The organism is Mycobacterium sp. IDUB_39, from assembly GCF_055419205.1.
Window position 1 is genome coordinate 128491 of record NZ_JBVAXF010000004.1, and the last position, 17885, is coordinate 146375.

Below are 17885 nucleotides of genomic sequence, written 5' to 3' on the forward strand. Positions count from 1 at the left end.
TCACGTGGAGGTGACTCGAACATGACCGCACAGGTCGACGTCGACGCAGGCGTCCCGGTTGAACAGTGGCGCGACAAGAAGCGCTACCTGTGGTTGATGGGGCTGATCGCGCCGACGGCGCTGTTCGTGATGCTGCCGGTGGTGTGGGCGTTCAACCACTGGGGTTGGCACGCCGCGGCCCAGGTGCCGCTGTGGATCGGCCCGATCCTGCTCTACATCGTGTTGCCGGCGTTGGACATGCGGTTCGGGCCCGACGGGCAGAACCCGCCCGATGAGGTGATGGAGCGGCTGGAGAACGACAAGTACTACCGCTACTGCACTTACATCTACATCCCGTTCCAGTACGCCAGCGTGATACTCGGCGCCTACCTGTTCACCGCGTCGGACCTGAGCTGGCTCGGATTCGACGGCGGTCTGAGCTGGCCGGCCAAGATCGGCCTCGCGCTGTCGGTCGGCATGCTCGGCGGGGTGGGCATCAACACCGCTCACGAGATGGGGCACAAGAAGGACGAGCTGGAACGCTGGCTGGCCAAGATCACGTTGGCCCAGACCTGCTACGGCCACTTCTTCATCGAGCACAACCGCGGTCACCACGTCCGGGTTGCCACGCCGGAGGATCCCGCGTCGGCGCGCTTCGGCGAGACGTTCTGGGAGTTCCTGCCGCGCAGTGTCTGGGGGAGTCTCAAGTCGTCGTGGGAGCTGGAGGCAGCGCGACTGCGCAGGGCCGGCAAGTCGCCGTGGCACTGGTCCAACGACGTGCTCAACGCCTGGGCGATGTCGGTGGTGCTCTACGGCGCACTCATCGCGATATTCGGTGTCGCGCTGATTCCGTACGTGGTCATCTCCGCGGTGTTCGGATTCGCGCTGTTGGAGACCGTCAACTACCTCGAGCACTACGGCCTGCTTCGGCAGAAGACCGCCAGCGGACGCTACGAGCGCTGCGCGCCCGAGCACAGCTGGAACTCCGACCACATCGTGACCAACCTGTTCCTGTACCACCTTCAGCGGCACAGCGATCACCACGCCAATCCGACGCGGCGTTATCAGACGCTGCGCAGCATGGCGGGGGCACCGAACCTGCCCAGCGGCTACGCGTCGATGATCGGCCTGACCTACTTTCCGCCGCTGTGGCGCAAGGTGATGGACCACCGGGTGCTGGCGCACTACGACGGTGACATCAGCCGGGTGAACATCCATCCGCGGATGCGCGAGCGGGTGCTGGCCAAGTACGGGACCGACGCGCGCGAGGAGCAGACAGGCGCCGACGAGCGCTCGCGCGAGGAGCAGACAGGCGCAGCCAAGTGAGCGCCTACCGCTGCCCGGGCTGTGACTACACCTACGACGAGGCGAAAGGCGCTCCGCGGGAGGGGTTTCCGGCGGGCACCACGTGGGACCAGATTCCCGAGGAATGGTGCTGCCCGGACTGCGCGGTGCGCGAGAAGGTCGATTTCGAGGAGATGGGAGTCAAGAGATGACTGACTACAAGTTGTTCGTGTGCGTGCAGTGCGGATTCGAGTACGACGAGGAGAAGGGCTGGCCGGAGGACGGCATCGCCCCGGGCACCCGGTGGGACGACATCCCCGAGGACTGGAGTTGCCCGGACTGTGGCGCGGCCAAGGCGGATTTCGAGATGATCGAGGTCGCCAGGTCGTGACGGCCTGGGCGCCCTCGGCGGTGCGACGAGCTAGTCTCGCGCGTGTGAGCAACCCGAGTGAGAGGCGTTCGGCATCGCGAGTGTCCTATGCCGAGGCCTCGCGGGTGCTCCTGCGTGACTCGATCCTGGACGGTATGCGCGACATGCTGCTGGCCAGGGACTGGTCGTCGATCACGCTGTCCGACGTCGCCCGCGCCGCAGGCATCAGCAGGCAGACCATCTACAACGAGTTCGGCTCCCGGCAGGGCCTCGCCCAGGGGTATGCCCTGCGACTCGCCGATCGCCTGGTCGACGCGGTGGCCGACGCGATCGTCGGGAACGTCGGCAACATCCACGCGGCGTTCCTGGAGGGTTTCCGGGCGTTCTTCGCCGAGTCGGCGTCCGATCCGCTGGTGATATCGCTGCTGACCGGTGTGGCCAAGCCCGATCTGCTTCAAATCATCACCACAGACAGCGCCCCGATCATCTCTCGCTGCTCCGAGCGCCTGACCGCGACCTTGATGAACAGCTGGGTGCGGGCCAGTGAGGAGGACTCCGGCGTGCTGGCCCGGGCGATCGTCCGGCTGGCGATGAGTTATGTGTCGATGCCCCCGGAAGCCGACCACGATGTGGCCCGTGACCTGGCCCGGCTCATGACGCCGTTCGCCGAGCGCTACGGTGTTATCGATACCCCGTAGCTGTCAGAGCGCCTGAGCGCCTGTCCCGCGAGCCCGCAGGCTATGGGTATCTGCATGGGTACCTGCACTGGCGTCGCTACGCGCGTATCCGTGCCCTCACAGGCAAATGACGAATGAAAAGGGGCTCTACATGACTGAGCTGAAGGCGGACGTCCGCAACGGCATCGACTACAAGGTTGCCGATCTGTCCCTCGCGGAGTTCGGCCGCAAGGAGATCCGGCTGGCCGAGCACGAGATGCCGGGTCTGATGGCACTGCGCCGGGAGTACTCCGAGGTGCTGCCGCTCAAGGGTGCGCGTGTCTCGGGCTCGCTGCACATGACGATTCAGACCGCGGTGCTCATCGAGACCCTCGTGGTCCTCGGTGCCGAGGTCCGCTGGGCGTCGTGCAACATCTTCTCCACCCAGGATCACGCCGCGGCCGCGACTGTCGTCGGCCCGCACGGCACCGTCGAGGAGCCCAAGGGCGTCCCGGTGTTCGCGTGGAAGGGCGAGAGCCTCGAGGAGTACTGGTGGGCCGCCGAGCAGATGCTGACCTGGCCCGGCGAGCCGGCCAACATGATTCTCGACGACGGCGGTGACGCCACCATGCTGGTGCTGCGCGGCGCGCAGTTCGAGAAGGCCGGTGTCGTGCCTCCCGGCGAGGACGACGACTCCGACGAGTACAAGGTGTTCCTCGCGCTGATCCGTGAGCGCTTCGAGACCGACAAGACCAAGTGGGGCAAGATCGCCGAGTCGGTCCAGGGTGTCACCGAGGAGACCACCACCGGCGTGCTGCGCCTGTACCAGTTCGCCGCCGCGGGCGAGTTGGCCTTCCCGGCCATCAACGTCAACGACTCGGTCACCAAGAGCAAGTTCGACAACAAGTACGGCACCAGGCACTCCCTGATCGACGGCATCAACCGCGGCACCGATGTCCTGATCGGTGGAAAGGCCGCGCTGGTCTGCGGTTACGGCGACGTCGGCAAGGGCTGCGCCGAGGCGCTCAAGGCTCAGGGTGCCCGCGTCGCGGTCACCGAGATCGACCCGATCAACGCGCTGCAGGCGCTGATGGACGGCTTCGAGGTCAAGACCGTCGAGGAGGCCATCGGCTGGGCGGACATCGTCATCACGGCGACCGGCAACCAGGGCATCATCACCCTCGAGCACATGAAGTCGATGAAGCACCAGGCGATCCTGGGCAACATCGGCCACTTCGACGATGAGATCGAGATGGCGCGGCTCGAGCGCGACGGCGACATTCGCCGGATCAACATCAAGCCGCAGGTCGACGAGTTCGTCTTCCCCGACGGCCACTCGATCATCGTGCTGTCCGAGGGACGCCTGCTGAACCTGGGCAACGCCACCGGCCACCCGTCGTTCGTGATGAGCAACAGCTTCTCGAACCAGGTCATCGCACAGATCGAACTGTGGACCAAGAACGACGAGTACGACAACGAGGTCTACCGCCTGGCCAAGCACCTCGACGAGAAGGTCGCCAAGATCCACGTCGAGGCGCTCGGTGGTTCGCTGACCAGGCTCACCAAGGAGCAGGCCGAGTACATCGGTGTGGACGTCGACGGCCCGTACAAGCCGGAGCACTACCGCTACTAGAGCTTTACCCGAGCAGTCACAGAATCGCCCATTTCCGTATGGATTTGGGCGATTTTGTGTCTGGTGGCGAGGACACGCGACGCGACGCGTAGCACGGAGAAATCCGCACAGTCGGGATTCAACCGATTGCGCCGAACGCGTGCCTCGCGGCCGAACGGCGATTAACATAAAGCCCTGGGTCAGTGTTTCAGCAGGTTGGCGTGCGAGCCGGGGAGTCGCCATGGACGTGATCGAGAGTCTGCGCAGACTGTTGCGGGTCGAGTTGACGATTGCCGAGTGGATCGGGACGGCCGCGATGCTCGCCGCCCCGTATCTGGTCCTCGGTGTCGCATACGCCGCCACCCACGTCAGCCGTTTCAGCGGGCTGGACGGGCTGCACCTCGTGGTGTCGGTGACCGGAAGCGTGCTCGCCTGGCCGCTGCTGCTGTTCGTCGACGCGTGTGCGGTCTAGGGGGCGACGTGTCGGTCAACCCGCACGGTGAACTGTCACTGCAGGATTGCCGCATCACGGCGCGGCGACGCACCGCCCGCTGGACCGACGATGACGTCGCCGCGTCGGACGCGATGGACTTCTGGGCGTTCGCCGGGGGAGCGGCCAACGTCATCATGCAACTGTCGTTGCCGCAGGTGGGATACGGCGTAGTCGAGAGCAAGGTCGACTCGGGAAATCTGCTGAAGCATCCGTGGAAGCGCGCTCGGACGACGTTCCAGTACCTCGCGGTGGCCGTCATCGGGTCGGACGACGACCGCACCGCGTTCCGGGCCGCGGTCGACGGCGCTCACCGCCACGTGAAGTCGACGGCCGACAGTCCGGTGCGCTACAACGCCTTTGATCGCGACCTGCAGATGTGGGTGGCGGCATGTCTTTTCGTCGGCCTCGAGGACACCTACCAGCTCCTGCGGGGTGAGATGACCGCCGAGCAGTCCGAGCAGTTCTACCGCTCGGCGTGGCCACTGGGCACCACCCTGCAAGTCACCGAGGATCAGTGGCCGGCGACCCGGGCGGATTTCGACACCTACTGGACTGCCGCGTGCCGCCGCGTCACCATCGATGCGACCGTGCGCGGCTACCTGATGGATCTGATCGGTCTCAGGATGATCAATCCGATTCTGCGGCTACCATTTCGGCCATTGCTGAAGTTCCTCACCGCGGGCTTCCTGGCCCCCGTCTTCCGCGATGCACTCGGGCTCTCCTGGGGGAGGGGTCGGCAGTGGTGGTTCGAGCAGCTGTTCCTGTTCGTCGCCTTCGTGAACAGATTCCTACCCGTCTTCGTGCGACAGGGCGGTAGCTACGTGCTGCTCGCCGACGTGCGGCGGCGGGTCCGTACCGACCGAAGTCTGGTGTGAGACATGGTGACCCGTCATCAACCCGTTCGGGCGCGCGTGCGCCGGCTGCTTGGTCGCAAGGTCAGCATCGAGGCGATGATCGAGTTCGGGCTGTGGATGGCGATCCCGCACATCCTGATCGGCGTGGTGTGGAGCTTCTTGAACTACGAGACGGTGACTGCGATCGAGAAGCAGCTGGCGCCCGTGTTGCCCGCAGGCGCGGACCTGATCGCGTTCGGCTTGACCACGGGGCTGTGGCCGCTGCTGCTTCTCACCTCGGGGTTGTGCGGAGTGTGAGGCGAAGACCTCGGCCGCGCAGGCGATCTCCGAGGTTGTCATCGAACCGACCACATACCGTGGCCCATTTGTTACTGTTCGCAAATGGGTCGGGGGATGCGGTCGCTCGCTGTGCTCGTTCTACTCGCTCTGGCAACGCTTTTCGCGCCGCCGGCACCCATGGCCCTCGCCGAACCCGACCCGACCAATGACGTCCGCGACCCGAAGTACAACGAGGACGAGTACGTCGCGTTCTACACGCCACCCGAGCCGCTCGGGCCAGGGCAGCCCGGCGACCTGATCCGCACCGAACCGTCCCGTCTGGTACTCGAGCCGTCCGGTCAGCTCGGCGCGATCATGGCCACGGGTACGCGAATCATGTACCGCAGCATCGATGCTCGCGGGAACCCGATGGCCGTCACGGGAACCTACTTCGAGCCCTACAACGACTGGCCGGGTCGGGGGCCGCGGCCCCTGATCGTCTACGGCCCAGGCACGCAGGGGCAGGGGGACCAGTGCGCGCCGTCGCGGCAGTTCAACCAGGGCATTCACTTCTCGCCCTATCTCGACATCGCGTTCAACTACGAGGAGCTGTTCGTCGCGACGATGGTGGCGCGCGGGTTCGCCATCGTGATGACCGACTATCAGGGTCTCGGCACGCCCGGTTTGCACACCTACGTCAACCGGGTGGCCCAGGGCAACGCCATGCTCGACGCCGGCCGGGCCGCCATGCGACTGCCGGACACCAGTCTGGATCCCGATGGCCCGCTGGCCTTCTGGGGTTACTCGCAGGGCGGGGGTGCCGCGGCGGCTGCAGCCGAGCTGGCGCCGTCCTACGCGCCCGAGCTCAAGGTGGTGGGTTCCTACGCGGGGGCGCCGCCGGCGGATCTGAAGGAACTGTTCCCCTACGCCGACGGCAGCGCCCTGGTCGGAGTGGTGGCCTATGCGCTGAACTCCGTGATCACCACCTATCCCGAGTTCGAGGACGTCATCCGGGCGAAGCTGACTCCGCGCGGTGTCGATCTGCTGCAGAAGGTGCAGGACCAGTGCATCGCCGAGACCATCACCAAGTTCATGTTCCGGCATCTGCAGCCCTACTTCACCGAGGACATCTTCGAGGTGGTCAACCGGGAGCCGTTCGCGACGTTGTTCGACATGCAACGCATCGGCAAGCTCAAGCCGACTTCGCCGGTGCTGATCAACATCAACCGCTACGACCCGCTGGTGCCGTGGACCGGCGCCAACCAACTCGGCCGCGACTGGTGCGCCCAGGGTGCGGACGTCGAGTTCCGCACCAACGAGCAGCCGCCGTTCCTGAACAAGCTGGTGGTCAACCACGCCCTACCGATGCTGGTCGACGGGGAGCCGGCGATGCAGTGGATCGCCGACCGGTTCAACGGCCTGCCCACCACGCCGAACTGCGGGACGTACTAGCGCTCGTTGGGCGTTGAGGCGCGCCGACGACTTGGGCGTTGAGATAGCGCTGAGCGCCATGTCCACTCGAACTTTCGCACCGTGAGCGCTACCTCAACGGTGTGGTTCGACCTCGCCCTCGACACGACGCTGAACGCAGGTTTAATATGCTAAACACACGTTCAGCCCCCGTCGAGGAATGGATGACTCCATGGCGATGACAGTTCCGAACTTCACGCCGCTGCAGGCGAGCCTGTGGCTGACGCTGTGCGGGAGAGCGCTCGACAACCACTTGCCCCACCCCGTCCTGGGCGACGAGATGGCCGACGAGATCGTGCGGAAAGTCGACTACGACTACAAGAAACTCAGCATTCCCACCAGCAGCGCGATTTACATCGCGCATCGGGCCAAGAAGCTCGACGAGATCGCCCAGCAGTTCGTCGACCGCCACCCGAACGCGGTCGGCCTCGACCTCGGCGCCGGGCTGGACAGTCGGGCGCTCCGCGTCGCCCTGCCACCCACCGCGGACTGGTATGACATCGACTTTGCGGAGGTCATCGCCGCCCGACGGCAGCTGCTGCCCGATCGCGCCACTCCGCATGACGTCAGCGCCGACCTGACCGACCCCACCTGGCTAGACGCCCTGCCCACCGACCGGCCCGCCGTGGCCGTGGCCGACGGTCTGATCGCGTTCCTCTCCGAGGAGGAGATGATCTCCCTGGTGAATCGGATCATCGACCACTTCCCCAGCGGGGAGATCGCCTTCAACGGCTACAGCAAGTTCGCCGTCTGGGCCCAAAAGCGCTTTGGCGGTGCCGAATCCATCAGGGATATCACCAAGTTCCCCGGATTCGACGACCCCCAATACCCCGAACGCTGGAATCCGAAGCTGAAGCTGGTCAAGGAGATCCTCTGCACCCGCGAGCCGGAGGTTGCCGAGTTTCCCCTCGGTCTGCGTCTGATGAACCGCCTCACCGCGCCGAGCGCAGCCGTGTCTCGAAGGGGAAATGTGGTGCTCCACTACCGGTTCTAGACGGCGCCGCTCTCCGAACCGGAAAGTGTCATCTGCTGCCCAATTGCACGGCAGTCTCAGGAGTTTGAGGTAAACCAGGGTTTTGGTGGATGTCACTCTCGATGCAGTGCGGATCGTCGAGAGCGGTAGTCGCCCGTCTATCCCGCTCGCGCTGTGCGCGGGCGCAACTCTCAACCATCGCTGTTGTGGACGTTAGTGATGTGCCTGGCCAGCAGGATTGCCGCGCGATCGGCGTCACCAGCCCGAGCAGCGGCCAGGATGTGCTCATGTTCGCTCACGAGACGGGCTGTGGGCTGCTCGGGTTTGGCGGACAGTGCCACCAGGATGAATGCCGTCATGCTGTCACGCGCAGCCACCATCGTCAGGCGGATCGCTTCGTTGCCGGACGCTTCGACGAGGGCGAGGTGGAACGCGGCGTCGAACTGCTCGAACAGATCGAGATCGCCCTGGTTCTCTCGCATTTGAGTCAATGCTTGCTCTGCACGTTCGAACGCCGCTTCATCCTGTCGCCGCGCAGCCGAGCGGATCGCTGTGGTTTCCAGCGCCAACCTCAACTCGAGCAGATCGTCGACCGACACCTGGCGGAGCTTGACGAGGCTGTCGAGTGCTTGGCGCAGAGGGGCGCTGAGGCCCTGCGGTGTCACAATCCGCGACGCAGGTCGTCCCACCGAGGCGATGAGCCCCTGCGCCTCCAACTCGCGCAGAGCTTCCCGGATTGTCGCCCGGCTGACGTCGAAGGCGTCGCAAAGTTCGCGTTCGGTGGGCAGTGAGTCGCCCGCTCCGTAGTCGCCCCGGTAAACCGCATCCCGCAGTTGCATTGCGACCTGCTCGCTTACCGACTGGCGAGCGACCGACTCGAAGGCCCCCACAGACCGCTCCTCTCACCCGCCCGATTCAGCGGCACGTTCGGCACCCGCCACCATACTATTGACTGATTGTCTGACAATGACTAGCGTCACATGAACCGGTCATTGTCAGACAAATCACAGCGTACTTGCGCAGGCATCACGAAAGGTAGGGGACGTGTCAGGTTTGCCTATTGGCGGTGGGATGGACCGACGGCGGTTTCTCGGTGGCGTTGCGCTTGGCGCTGCGGGGATTGCCGTAGCCGCCTGCGGTGGCGGTTCGTCATCGCAGGGATCCTCTAGCGGAGCGATGCAGAGCGTCGCCCCGAAGATTGACGGCGACCTCAACATCCTGAATTGGTCGGACTATATGGACCCGGGGCTCATCAAGAGTTTCGAGGACGCGCATGGCGTGAAGATCACCGTGGCGAACTTCGCAGGGCAGGACGAACTGGTTGCCAAGCTGGCCTCCAAGGCGCCGTTTGACCTGGCGATAGCGGGTTCGCATTCAGTGCCCAAACTCGCCCAATCGGACCTGCTCCTCCCATTCGACCACGACAAGTTGGAGAACTGGGGAACGGTGCTGCCGTTCTTCGAAGACCCGCCCTATGACCCCGGTGCGAAGTTCTCAGTGCCCTACGATGTCGGCTCCAACGGCCTGGCATGGCGAGCGGACAAGGTAGACGGAGCATTCACCGGTTCGTGGAACGATCTGTGGGAGCACCCCGAGGCGGCCAAACACACGTATGTCTTCGACGCATTGCAAATGGGTCTGGGCATGTCGCTTGTGCGCCTGGGTTATTCGGTGAACTCGGATTCTCCGGACGAGGTGGGCAAGGCTGCCGACGCGCTGATCGAACTCAAGCCACGACTCGCCGGCTTCTCCTCGGATGACCTGACGAATCTCACCAATGGGCAGGCGTGGTTGACCCAGGCCTACACCGGCAGTACCTACCAGGCGCTCAACAAGGTGGACGATCCGAGCACGATCGGCTTCCAGAGTTGCCGTGAAGGCCAGTTGTTCAATGCTGACAACATGGTCATTCCGGCCGCAGCTCAGTCACCCGGCACCGCACTGATGTTCATCGACTGGATCCTTCGCCCAGAGAATGCAGCTACCAACGTCAACTACATCGGGTACCCGATGCCGACACAAGCAGGTATGGAGGCCTTCGCCAACCTAGTCACCGACTACCCGTTCCTCGCCAGCGACGAGAAGATGATGTCGACGCCCGACATGTGGCTGCAGTCGCTGGAGGGTGACCGGCTGGCGCTGTGGTCGCGCGAGTGGAGCCGGGTGAAGGCCGCATGACCATCGAAGCCAGCTTAATCATCAACCGCCGCCAGCTCGCGTTGACCCTCGCGCCTCCGATGGAAGTGCCGTTCCCTCTGGCCGAGTACGCACGTCGGTGCGACAAACTACGGACCGCGCTGTGCGACGCCGGTGTGCAGATGGTCTTCCTGTCGTCACCAGAGGCAATCTGCTGGCTCACGGGTGATCAAGCCGAGTGGTACCAAGCCCAGTCGTCATCTGAGTGGCCGCCGGCCAGTGGTGTGGCTCTGCATGTCGACCACGATGAGCCGATTCACTTCGAAACCGAGGATCACCTGCCACGGTTGGCCTACACCAGCGTGTCAACCGAGGTCTGTTCGGTCCCTGATGTGGCCGCCGACGAGAGCGGCGATCTGCTCGATCACATCGTCTCAGTCCTGGGTGCCCGCGGCTGGCTGAAGGGCAGCGTCGGCCTGGAACTCGGTAGCTACCGGCCGAATCCCAATGTCAGCGCAAGGTTTCGCGCCGCACTGGAAAGTGCGGGGGCGCATGTCGTCGACGCAACGGCTGTCACGCGTGAGGTACGCCGGCTGAAGTCGCCGGCGGAACGCGACGCCGTGCGCGCGGCCCATCGGATTGGCGAGATCGGTCTACGCGCGGTCCACGACACGCTCACGGCGGGGATGACCGAACTCGAGGTGTACGCCGAACTGGTCGCCGCGATGGCGCGGGCCGGTGGCGAGGTAGCCGGCATCACGCTTCCCGTCCTTTCCGGTGCCAAGACACTGTGCGGCCACGCTCTGGCCTCACGCAAGGTGATCATGCCCGGCGAACTCGTCGCGGTGGACATCTGCGGCGTCCTGCACCGCTACCACGCGAATCTGGCCCGCACGTTCGCGGTTGGCGAGCCCTCCGAAGCGGTTCAGCGTCACGTGCAGGCGGCGGCGGACGCATTCACCGTCGCTGCCGAGGTGATTCGTCCCGGCCTCACTGTGAACACCTTCGTCGCCGCGCTCGAGGCGCACTACCGCGATGTCGGAATCTGGGACGACCGCTGGTATTTCGGCGGATACGAGCTGGGCATCGGTTTTCCTCCCGACTGGGTGGGGGAGTGGTTGTGGGAGTGCGGACGTGACCACGGCGATGCGGTGTTCGAACCAGGCCTGGTGATCAACATCGAGAGCAACGTTGTCCTGCCCGACCGCGCGGGACGCGCGATGCTGATCAATACCATTGTGGTCGAAGACGACCGAGCGGAACTGCTGGCCACGGACGACAGCGGGTTGATCGTTGTTTAGTGAACCGAGTGCACCGGACGGGTCCGCTGAAGGTCCGGCGATCGCATTGCAGGCGGTCACAAAGCTGTATGCCGGCGACGCTGCCGCAGTCGACGCCATTGATCTGGAAATCGGTGAGCGTGAGTTCTTTTCGATGCTCGGACCGTCCGGGTGCGGCAAGACCACTACTTTGCGGATGATCGGTGGGTTCGAGCAAGCCAGCTCCGGGCGCATTCTGCTGCATGGTCGCGATGTCACCCATGTGCCGCCCAACCGTCGCGACGTGAACCTCGTGTTCCAGAGCTACGCACTGTTCCCGCACCTCGATGTGGCGGCCAACGTCGCATTCGGACTGCGCCGCAATGGTGTTGCCCGTTCGGAGATCAAGCGGCGCGTGGGCGAGGCGCTCGAGCTCGTCGAACTCGCAGGTAAGGCTCGCCGCCGCCCGAAGGAACTGTCCGGAGGTCAGCAGCAGCGTGTCGCGCTAGCTCGGGCGCTGGTCAACCGCCCGCGCGCACTGCTGCTCGACGAACCGCTTGCCGCGCTGGACCTGAAGCTGCGCCAGACGATGCAAACCGAGCTCAAACGCATCCAGCGCGAGGTCGGCATAACCTTCGTCTACGTCACCCACGACCAGGGGGAAGCTCTGGCGCTGTCGGACCGGATTGCCGTCATGCACCGCGGCCGGATCGAGCAATTGGGGGACCCGGCAACGCTCTACGAGCGGCCGTCGTCCCGGTTTGTGGCCGGGTTCATCGGTACGTCGAACCTGCTTCCAGTGCGTGTCGATCGGATTGTGGACGGGCACGCCTTGGGCCGGTGTGGCGGTGAGGAGTCGGTTGTGGTGGTGTTGCCTGAGCAACTCGCGGCAACGGCACCCGGGCGACTGCTCGAGGTCTCGATTCGTCCCGAGAAGATCACTTTAACCGATACACCGCCTCCCACGCTGTGCCGATTGCGCGGAACGGTGGTGGGGACGGAATACCTCGGAACAGCAACGAGTTTCACCGTCGTCACAGCGGACGGGTCGCGCCTGCTCGTATTCCGTCAGAACGGCCGCGAGCACTCCGAGATTCCACGCGTCGGCGATCAGGCGTGGCTCAGCTGGGAACCTGTGCACGGAACGGCGTTCGCGGCCGATGAGCCGGGAGTTGAGGTGCACGGGTCATGAGTCGCTCAGCTTGGCTTTGGCGGCTGAGCACGCTTCCCGGCCTGGCATGGCTGGTAGCGCTCTACATCGTGCCGCTCGGCATCCTCGCAGCGACCGCGTTCGCGCAGGTGGACCTCGTCGGACGGCCTGTGTACGGAGACTGGAGCGTCGAGAACTTCCGTCAGGTGCTCTCCCCGCTGTACCTGCCGGTGATCGTGCGCTCGATCGTGTACGCGCTTGTCGCCACGCTGATCTGCCTGGTTCTCGGCTACATAGTCGCCTATACAATCGCGCGCCGCGGCGGCCGTTACCGCAACCTGCTGGCGCTCGGCGTTCTGGTGCCGTGGCTCATCGACTATTTGGTCCGCATCTACGCCTGGATGCAACTCCTCGGCGACGAGGGCATTGTGATGAGTCTGCTGCACGGAGTCGGGCTCGGCACAGGCGAGGATTTTCGGCTGCTCGGCACGCCGTTCGCGGTGCTCGTCGGACTGGTCTATAACGGACTGCCTTTCATGATCCTGCCGATCTACGTGGTGCTCGAGCGACAGGATCCGAGGTTCGTTGAAGCCGGTCGGGACCTCTACGCGACCGCCCGCCAGACATTCTTTCACGTCACCTTGCCGCTCACTGGTGCCGCGGTGGTGTCCGGTTCGACGGTCGTCTTCCTGTTCAGCTTCAGTGATTTCGCCACGCCGAGGCTGCTCGGCGGCACCGATCAGTACATGGTGGGAAACCTGATTCAGGACCAGTTCACGGGTGTGGGCGCGTTGCCGTTTGGGGCGGCGGTGACTGTGTGCATGCTGATACTCGTCCTGATCATGCTGCTGGTGTTCGGGCGACTGGCGCGCCGCTTCGGTGACGAGGTGCTCGGATGATGGAACGTGGCCGCGCGTTGATCGCGATCACCATCGGGGTCTTCGCGTTCATGTTTGTCCCGATCGCCGTGGTGATCGTCTACTCCTTCAATTCAAAGGACTCGATCGCGGCATTCGGTAGTCCGAGCCTGCGTTGGTATCGCTCGCTGTTGGCCAACGATGCGCTGCTCGCCTCGTTGTGGACGAGCCTGCGGATCGCTGCAGTCGTCACGGTGGTGGCGGTGGTGATCGGGTTCCTGCTGTCGCTGGGATTGGTTCGTCTGCGCCAGCGGGAGAGTGCGCTGCCGCAAACGCTCATCACACTGACGTTCATCACCCCGGAGATCGCCACGGCAGCTGCGCTTCTGGTGTTGTTCTCGACGGTCGGTGTGACTCTGTCGACGACCACAGTGGTGGTGAGCCATGTGTCGTTTTGCATCGCCTATGTCGTGCTGGTGACGCGGACTCGCCTGGCCACCCTCAACCGCGAGGTCGAGGAGGCGGCAACGGATCTGGGCGCCAGCCAACTGCAGACCATCTGGCTGGTGATCCTGCCGCAGATGTGGCCGGCGATCGGGGCGTCGGCGTGTCTGGTCTTTCTGCTCTCATTCGATGATTTCGTCACCTCGTTGTTCACATCGGGGGTCGGCACATCTCCGCTGCCGGTACGGATTTACTCGATGCTGCGGCACGGAATCACCCCCGAGATCAACGCTCTCGGCACGCTCATGACGGTTATCACGCTGACCATCGGGCTGGGTGCCGCCGCAGCAGTCGTGCTACGAGGTCGACGCTCCGTATCGCGTCATTAGCCGCTACCCGGTCCAACTCCGCTAGACCCTAATTCTGGAGGTTCAATCACTATGCCCGCGTCAACCACGCCTGCGTCCGAATCGCCGTGCTCTGCGTCCGCTGCGGTGCACGAGGTCATCGCCCAACGTGATGTGATGATCGAGATGCGCGACGGTGTTCGCCTTGCAACCGATCTGTACCTTCCTGCTAACGGTAGCCAAATCGCCATTGGCACACACCCTGTCGTGCTTGAGCGCACGCCCTACGACAAGCGCGACGCCGACCTGGTGGCCACCGCCAAACGCTTCGCCCGTCACGGCTATGTGACCGCGATACAAGACGTCCGCGGCCGGTTCGCGTCGGAGGGGGACTGGTATCCGTTCGCGCTGGAGGCCACCGACGGGTATGACACAGTCGAATGGCTAGGAACGCAACTGTGGTCGAACGGTCGGGTCGGCACGATGGGCCTGTCGTATGCGGGCAGCGATCAGCACGCGCTGGCATCGCTCGCACCACCGCATCTGGCGGCGATGTTCGTCGCCGAGGGGGTGTCGAACTACCACACCTGTGCGATGCGACAGGGCGGCGCGATGGAACTGCGCTTCCTCATCTACGCGTTCATCATGGCTCGCGACGCCCCGCAGGCACTCGCCGACAGCGAGTTGCGGGCGGCTGTCGAGCACCAGATGGAGCATCTGCACGAACTGCTCGATCGAGTGCCGCTCAAGCGTGGAAGCACTGTGTTGCGCCATTTCCCGTTGATCGAGCAGTGGGTGCTCGACGTCTTAACCCATGGCGAGTACGACGAATACTGGAAGCAGCGCGGCTACAACGTCGAGGAGTACTACGACGAGCACAGCGATGTGCCGATCTATCATCTCAGCGGCTGGTACGACACCTACCCGCGAGCCACTACCGACAACTATCTGGCTCTGTCTGAGCGCAAGTCCAATCCGCAATGGTTGATCATTGGCCCCTGGCTACACGATATCGAGCCTATGCGCCATACCCACTCGGGCGACGTCGATTTCGGCATCGATGCTCCTCTGGACTACGACGCGCTGAGATTGCGATTCTTCGATGAGACGCTCAAGGGTCTCGAAACCGGTCTGCGGCGCCAGACGCCGGTGCGGATCTTCGTGATGGGAGGGGGTAGCGGCCGCCGCTTACTGTCGGGTTGTCTCGACCACGGCGGCAAATGGCGCGACGAGACCTCGTGGCCGCCCCCGGGTGTCCAGGAACACGCCCTCTATCTTCACGGCGACGGAACACTTCGCTCTTCCGCTCCGACTGTCGATACCAACGCGACGACCTACCGTTTCGACCCCGCCGACCCGGTACCGACGATCGGTGGCAGCATTTCCGCGGCCGACATCGTGCTACCCCCTGGCGGCTTCGACCAGCGCCACCGGCCGGGGCTGTGGGGCTGTGAACATGATCTACCGTTGAACGTCCGCCAGGATGTCCTCACCTTCCAGACCGAGCCGCTCACCGAGGACATCGAGGTCACCGGCAGCGTCGTCGTCCACCTGTGGGTGTCCTCGTCGGCCATCGACACCGACTTCACGGCCAAGCTCATCGACGTCCATCCGCCCAGCGTCGACTATCCGGACGGATATGCGCTGAACCTGCAGGACAGCATCATTCGTACGCGTTTCCGCGAAGACCGCCGCCACGCGGTGTTCATGGAACCCGGCGAGACCTATCCGATCGCCATCGAGTTGTACCCGACCAGCAATCTGTTCGTACGCGGGCACCGTATCCGCGTGGACGTCTCGAGCAGCAACTTCCCGCGCTTTGACGTCAATCCGAACACGGGTGATCCGCTCGGCACTCCGGGACGTCACATCGTCGCGGAGAACACCATTCACCATGACGCGACCAGGGCCAGCCTCGTGAAACTTCCAGTGGTGCCGCAGGATCGGAAGCTGTATTGAGCCTGCTGGAGTTCACCTGTCTGCTGCTGGCCGGCGTGTGTGCCGGGTGCATCAACGTCGTTGTTGGCTCAGGTTCCCTGGTGACGTTTCCGACGCTCCTCGCATTCGGCTATCCACCGGTGCTTGCCAACGTAACCAACAATATTGGCGTCTTCCCTGGCTCGTTCGTCGGTGTTTACGGTTACCGACGCGAACTGCGGGGGCAGGGGCGTCGTATCGTCAGGTTTGGAATCGTCACCGTGATCGGATCTCTGATCGGTTGCGTGCTGCTGCTGCGGCTGCCGTCCTCGGCGTTCGACGTTGTTGTGCCGGTACTCATCCTCGTTGCATGCGTCCTCGTGGTGGTGCAGCCCTGGTTGGCACGCCGGCTGGCAAAACGCGATGGTGGCCGGACAGGGCACGGAGGCAGGGTTCTGGCCGGTGGCGTGCTGGCGAGCGGGGTGTACGGAGGCTACTTCGGGGCGGCTCAAGGCGTGATACTGCTGGCGCTGCTGGGGATATCCCTCGACGACGACCTGCAGCGGATAAACGGATTGAAGAACGTTCTAGCCGGCCTTGCGAACGCCACCGCGGCACTTGTGTACGTGCTGATCAGCCACGTCGCGTGGCCCGCCGGCCTCACCATCGCCGCTGGCTCATTGGTTGGTGGCTGGGTGGGGACCCGAGTCGGCCGTCGGCTGTCGCCGCGGGTCCTGCGGATAATCATCGTTGTGGTCGGTCTGGCTGCAGTGGCCAGGCTAATGCTGTGAGCGTGTCGCAGTCAGAGTTCGTGCAGGCTCCTCCAGCCTTCGCCCACGATGGGGTGTTGAGAACCGGTAATCCGCCTGAATCTTAGGGTTTCGTCTCTTCTAGGAGTTACCGAACACGACGCTGAGCAGCATGATCACCGGAATCGAGCCGATGGTGGTGATCGCGATGACGTCCCGTGCCAGCACCGTTGCGGCTGGGACCCTGTCCGCGAAGATGAGGATGTTCTGAGCGGTCGGCAGCGCGGCGAGAATCACGACGCCTGCAAGTGCGCTGGTGTCGAGCTGGAACGCGAATGCCCCGAGCAGCCACGCTGTCACCGGCATGACGACGATCTTCAGCGTTGACGCGAGCACCGCGTCACGGCGCCGGCCAGGTGTGGCGAGAATTCGTTGGCCGTGTAACGACATGCCGAAGCTGATCAGAATGACCGGAACGGCAGCATGGCCGATTGCTCCAATGGGTTCGGCGATGAGCGGTGGCACGTCGAATTCGGCTGCTGCGATGACGATCCCGACCAACGATGCGATCAACAGCGGGTTGCCGAACGTCGTCAAGGCCGTCCGGAGACCGCCGGCGCCCCGACTAGCCGTCGCGTCCAGCAGCGGCAGGGCGATCGGAGCGAACACCATCAGCTGGAGCAGGATGATAGGCACTACGAGGGCGGGGTCGTCGAGCACATAGGTCGCGATCGGTAGGCCGACGTAGTAGGCGTTCACGTAACCCGCCGACAACGCGCCCACTATTGCCTCGCCAGGGTCACGCCGCCAGAGCAGCACCGCGACGGCGGCGAATGCCGCGAACGACAGCATCGCGGCCAGCGCGGCAGTGGGCAGTGTGTCCGACACCAGGGCGCCGATGTCCGCGCCCGCCATGGTGTCGAGTATTAGACACGGAGCCAGTACGAGATATGTCAGGCGCCCGAGTAGCGGTGCCGCGTGCGCACCGAGCAATCCCGCACGGGCGAGGGTGTAGCCCGTAGCGGTGGAGAACAGAATGACCGAGAATCCGGTCAGGGCATTGAGCATCAGTCCGCC

The 17885-nt window shown here is 64.2% G+C and carries 19 protein-coding genes; 17 read left to right on the forward strand and 2 right to left on the reverse strand.

The window, feature by feature from the left end; all coding sequences use genetic code 11:
• Window positions 1-21 precede the first annotated feature (21 nt).
• The 10 genes from ACZY0X_RS15955 to ACZY0X_RS16000 all read left to right on the forward strand — a co-directional run bounded on the left by ACZY0X_RS15955 (window position 22) and on the right by ACZY0X_RS16000 (window position 7970).
• Window positions 22-1305 (forward strand): alkane 1-monooxygenase, encoded by a 1284-nt coding sequence (locus ACZY0X_RS15955; RefSeq protein ID WP_463771773.1) that lies wholly within the window; start codon window positions 22-24, stop codon window positions 1303-1305.
• Window positions 1302-1475, forward strand: a complete 174-nt coding sequence (locus ACZY0X_RS15960; RefSeq protein ID WP_463771775.1) for a rubredoxin — start codon at window positions 1302-1304, stop codon at window positions 1473-1475. Before ACZY0X_RS15955 ends, ACZY0X_RS15960 begins: the two co-directional genes overlap by 4 nt.
• Complete coding sequence (locus tag ACZY0X_RS15965) at window positions 1472-1654, forward strand: rubredoxin (protein WP_241400431.1); 183 nt, start codon at window positions 1472-1474, stop codon at window positions 1652-1654. Before ACZY0X_RS15960 ends, ACZY0X_RS15965 begins: the two co-directional genes overlap by 4 nt.
• Before the next feature lie 44 nt (window positions 1655-1698).
• The gene (gene alkX / locus ACZY0X_RS15970; RefSeq protein ID WP_463771777.1) at window positions 1699-2331 is read left to right on the forward strand and encodes a TetR family transcriptional regulator AlkX; all 633 of its coding nucleotides are present in this window, start codon (window positions 1699-1701) and stop codon (window positions 2329-2331) included.
• A 130-nt stretch (window positions 2332-2461) separates the two neighbouring features.
• Window positions 2462-3922, forward strand: coding sequence for an adenosylhomocysteinase (gene ahcY / locus ACZY0X_RS15975; RefSeq protein ID WP_463771778.1), 1461 nt, complete (start codon window positions 2462-2464; stop codon window positions 3920-3922).
• A 220-nt stretch (window positions 3923-4142) separates the two neighbouring features.
• Window positions 4143-4373, forward strand: coding sequence for a hypothetical protein (locus tag ACZY0X_RS15980; protein ID WP_463771780.1), 231 nt, complete (start codon window positions 4143-4145; stop codon window positions 4371-4373).
• Between the two features lie 8 nt (window positions 4374-4381).
• Complete coding sequence (locus ACZY0X_RS15985; RefSeq protein WP_463771781.1) at window positions 4382-5269, forward strand: oxygenase MpaB family protein; 888 nt, start codon at window positions 4382-4384, stop codon at window positions 5267-5269.
• Between the two features lie 3 nt (window positions 5270-5272).
• A complete protein-coding gene (locus ACZY0X_RS15990) occupies window positions 5273-5545 on the forward strand; it encodes a hypothetical protein (protein WP_463771783.1) in 273 nt (90 codons plus the stop codon).
• Window positions 5546-5629: 84 nt separating this feature from the next.
• The gene (locus ACZY0X_RS15995; RefSeq protein WP_463771784.1) at window positions 5630-6958 is read left to right on the forward strand and encodes a lipase family protein; all 1329 of its coding nucleotides are present in this window, start codon (window positions 5630-5632) and stop codon (window positions 6956-6958) included.
• 190 nt (window positions 6959-7148) lie between these two features.
• Entirely contained in the window at window positions 7149-7970 is an 822-nt protein-coding gene (locus ACZY0X_RS16000; RefSeq protein WP_463771785.1) for a class I SAM-dependent methyltransferase, read from the forward strand.
• Window positions 7971-8140: 170 nt separating this feature from the next.
• Here the strand turns inward: ACZY0X_RS16000 and ACZY0X_RS16005 are convergent, their stop codons facing one another.
• Window positions 8141-8839 carry a FadR/GntR family transcriptional regulator gene (locus ACZY0X_RS16005; protein WP_463771787.1) on the reverse strand — a complete coding sequence of 233 codons (699 nt, stop codon included), beginning with the start codon at window positions 8837-8839 and terminating at the stop codon, window positions 8141-8143.
• A 286-nt stretch (window positions 8840-9125) separates the two neighbouring features.
• Between ACZY0X_RS16005 and ACZY0X_RS16010 the strand changes: the two genes are divergently transcribed.
• The 7 genes from ACZY0X_RS16010 to ACZY0X_RS16040 all read left to right on the forward strand — a co-directional run bounded on the left by ACZY0X_RS16010 (window position 9126) and on the right by ACZY0X_RS16040 (window position 16850).
• On the forward strand, window positions 9126-10127 hold the full coding sequence (locus ACZY0X_RS16010; protein WP_463771789.1) for a polyamine ABC transporter substrate-binding protein: 1002 nt from the start codon (window positions 9126-9128) through the stop codon (window positions 10125-10127).
• Window positions 10124-11386 carry a M24 family metallopeptidase gene (locus tag ACZY0X_RS16015; protein ID WP_463771790.1) on the forward strand — a complete coding sequence of 421 codons (1263 nt, stop codon included), beginning with the start codon at window positions 10124-10126 and terminating at the stop codon, window positions 11384-11386. Before ACZY0X_RS16010 ends, ACZY0X_RS16015 begins: the two co-directional genes overlap by 4 nt.
• 46 nt (window positions 11387-11432) lie before the next feature.
• Complete coding sequence (locus ACZY0X_RS16020; protein WP_463771792.1) at window positions 11433-12536, forward strand: ABC transporter ATP-binding protein; 1104 nt, start codon at window positions 11433-11435, stop codon at window positions 12534-12536.
• Complete coding sequence (locus ACZY0X_RS16025) at window positions 12533-13393, forward strand: ABC transporter permease (RefSeq protein WP_463771794.1); 861 nt, start codon at window positions 12533-12535, stop codon at window positions 13391-13393. The genes ACZY0X_RS16020 and ACZY0X_RS16025 overlap by 4 nt, the downstream gene beginning before the upstream one ends.
• A complete protein-coding gene (locus tag ACZY0X_RS16030) occupies window positions 13390-14184 on the forward strand; it encodes an ABC transporter permease (protein ID WP_463771796.1) in 795 nt (264 codons plus the stop codon). Before ACZY0X_RS16025 ends, ACZY0X_RS16030 begins: the two co-directional genes overlap by 4 nt.
• Before the next feature lie 144 nt (window positions 14185-14328).
• Entirely contained in the window at window positions 14329-16101 is a 1773-nt protein-coding gene (locus ACZY0X_RS16035; protein ID WP_463772453.1) for a CocE/NonD family hydrolase, read from the forward strand.
• Window positions 16098-16850, forward strand: a complete 753-nt coding sequence (locus ACZY0X_RS16040; protein ID WP_463771797.1) for a sulfite exporter TauE/SafE family protein — start codon at window positions 16098-16100, stop codon at window positions 16848-16850. Before ACZY0X_RS16035 ends, ACZY0X_RS16040 begins: the two co-directional genes overlap by 4 nt.
• A gap of 99 nt (window positions 16851-16949) precedes the next feature.
• Here the strand turns inward: ACZY0X_RS16040 and ACZY0X_RS16045 are convergent, their stop codons facing one another.
• Window positions 16950-17876, reverse strand: coding sequence for an AEC family transporter (locus ACZY0X_RS16045; protein WP_463771799.1), 927 nt, complete (start codon window positions 17874-17876; stop codon window positions 16950-16952).
• Window positions 17877-17885: the final 9 nt, after the last annotated feature.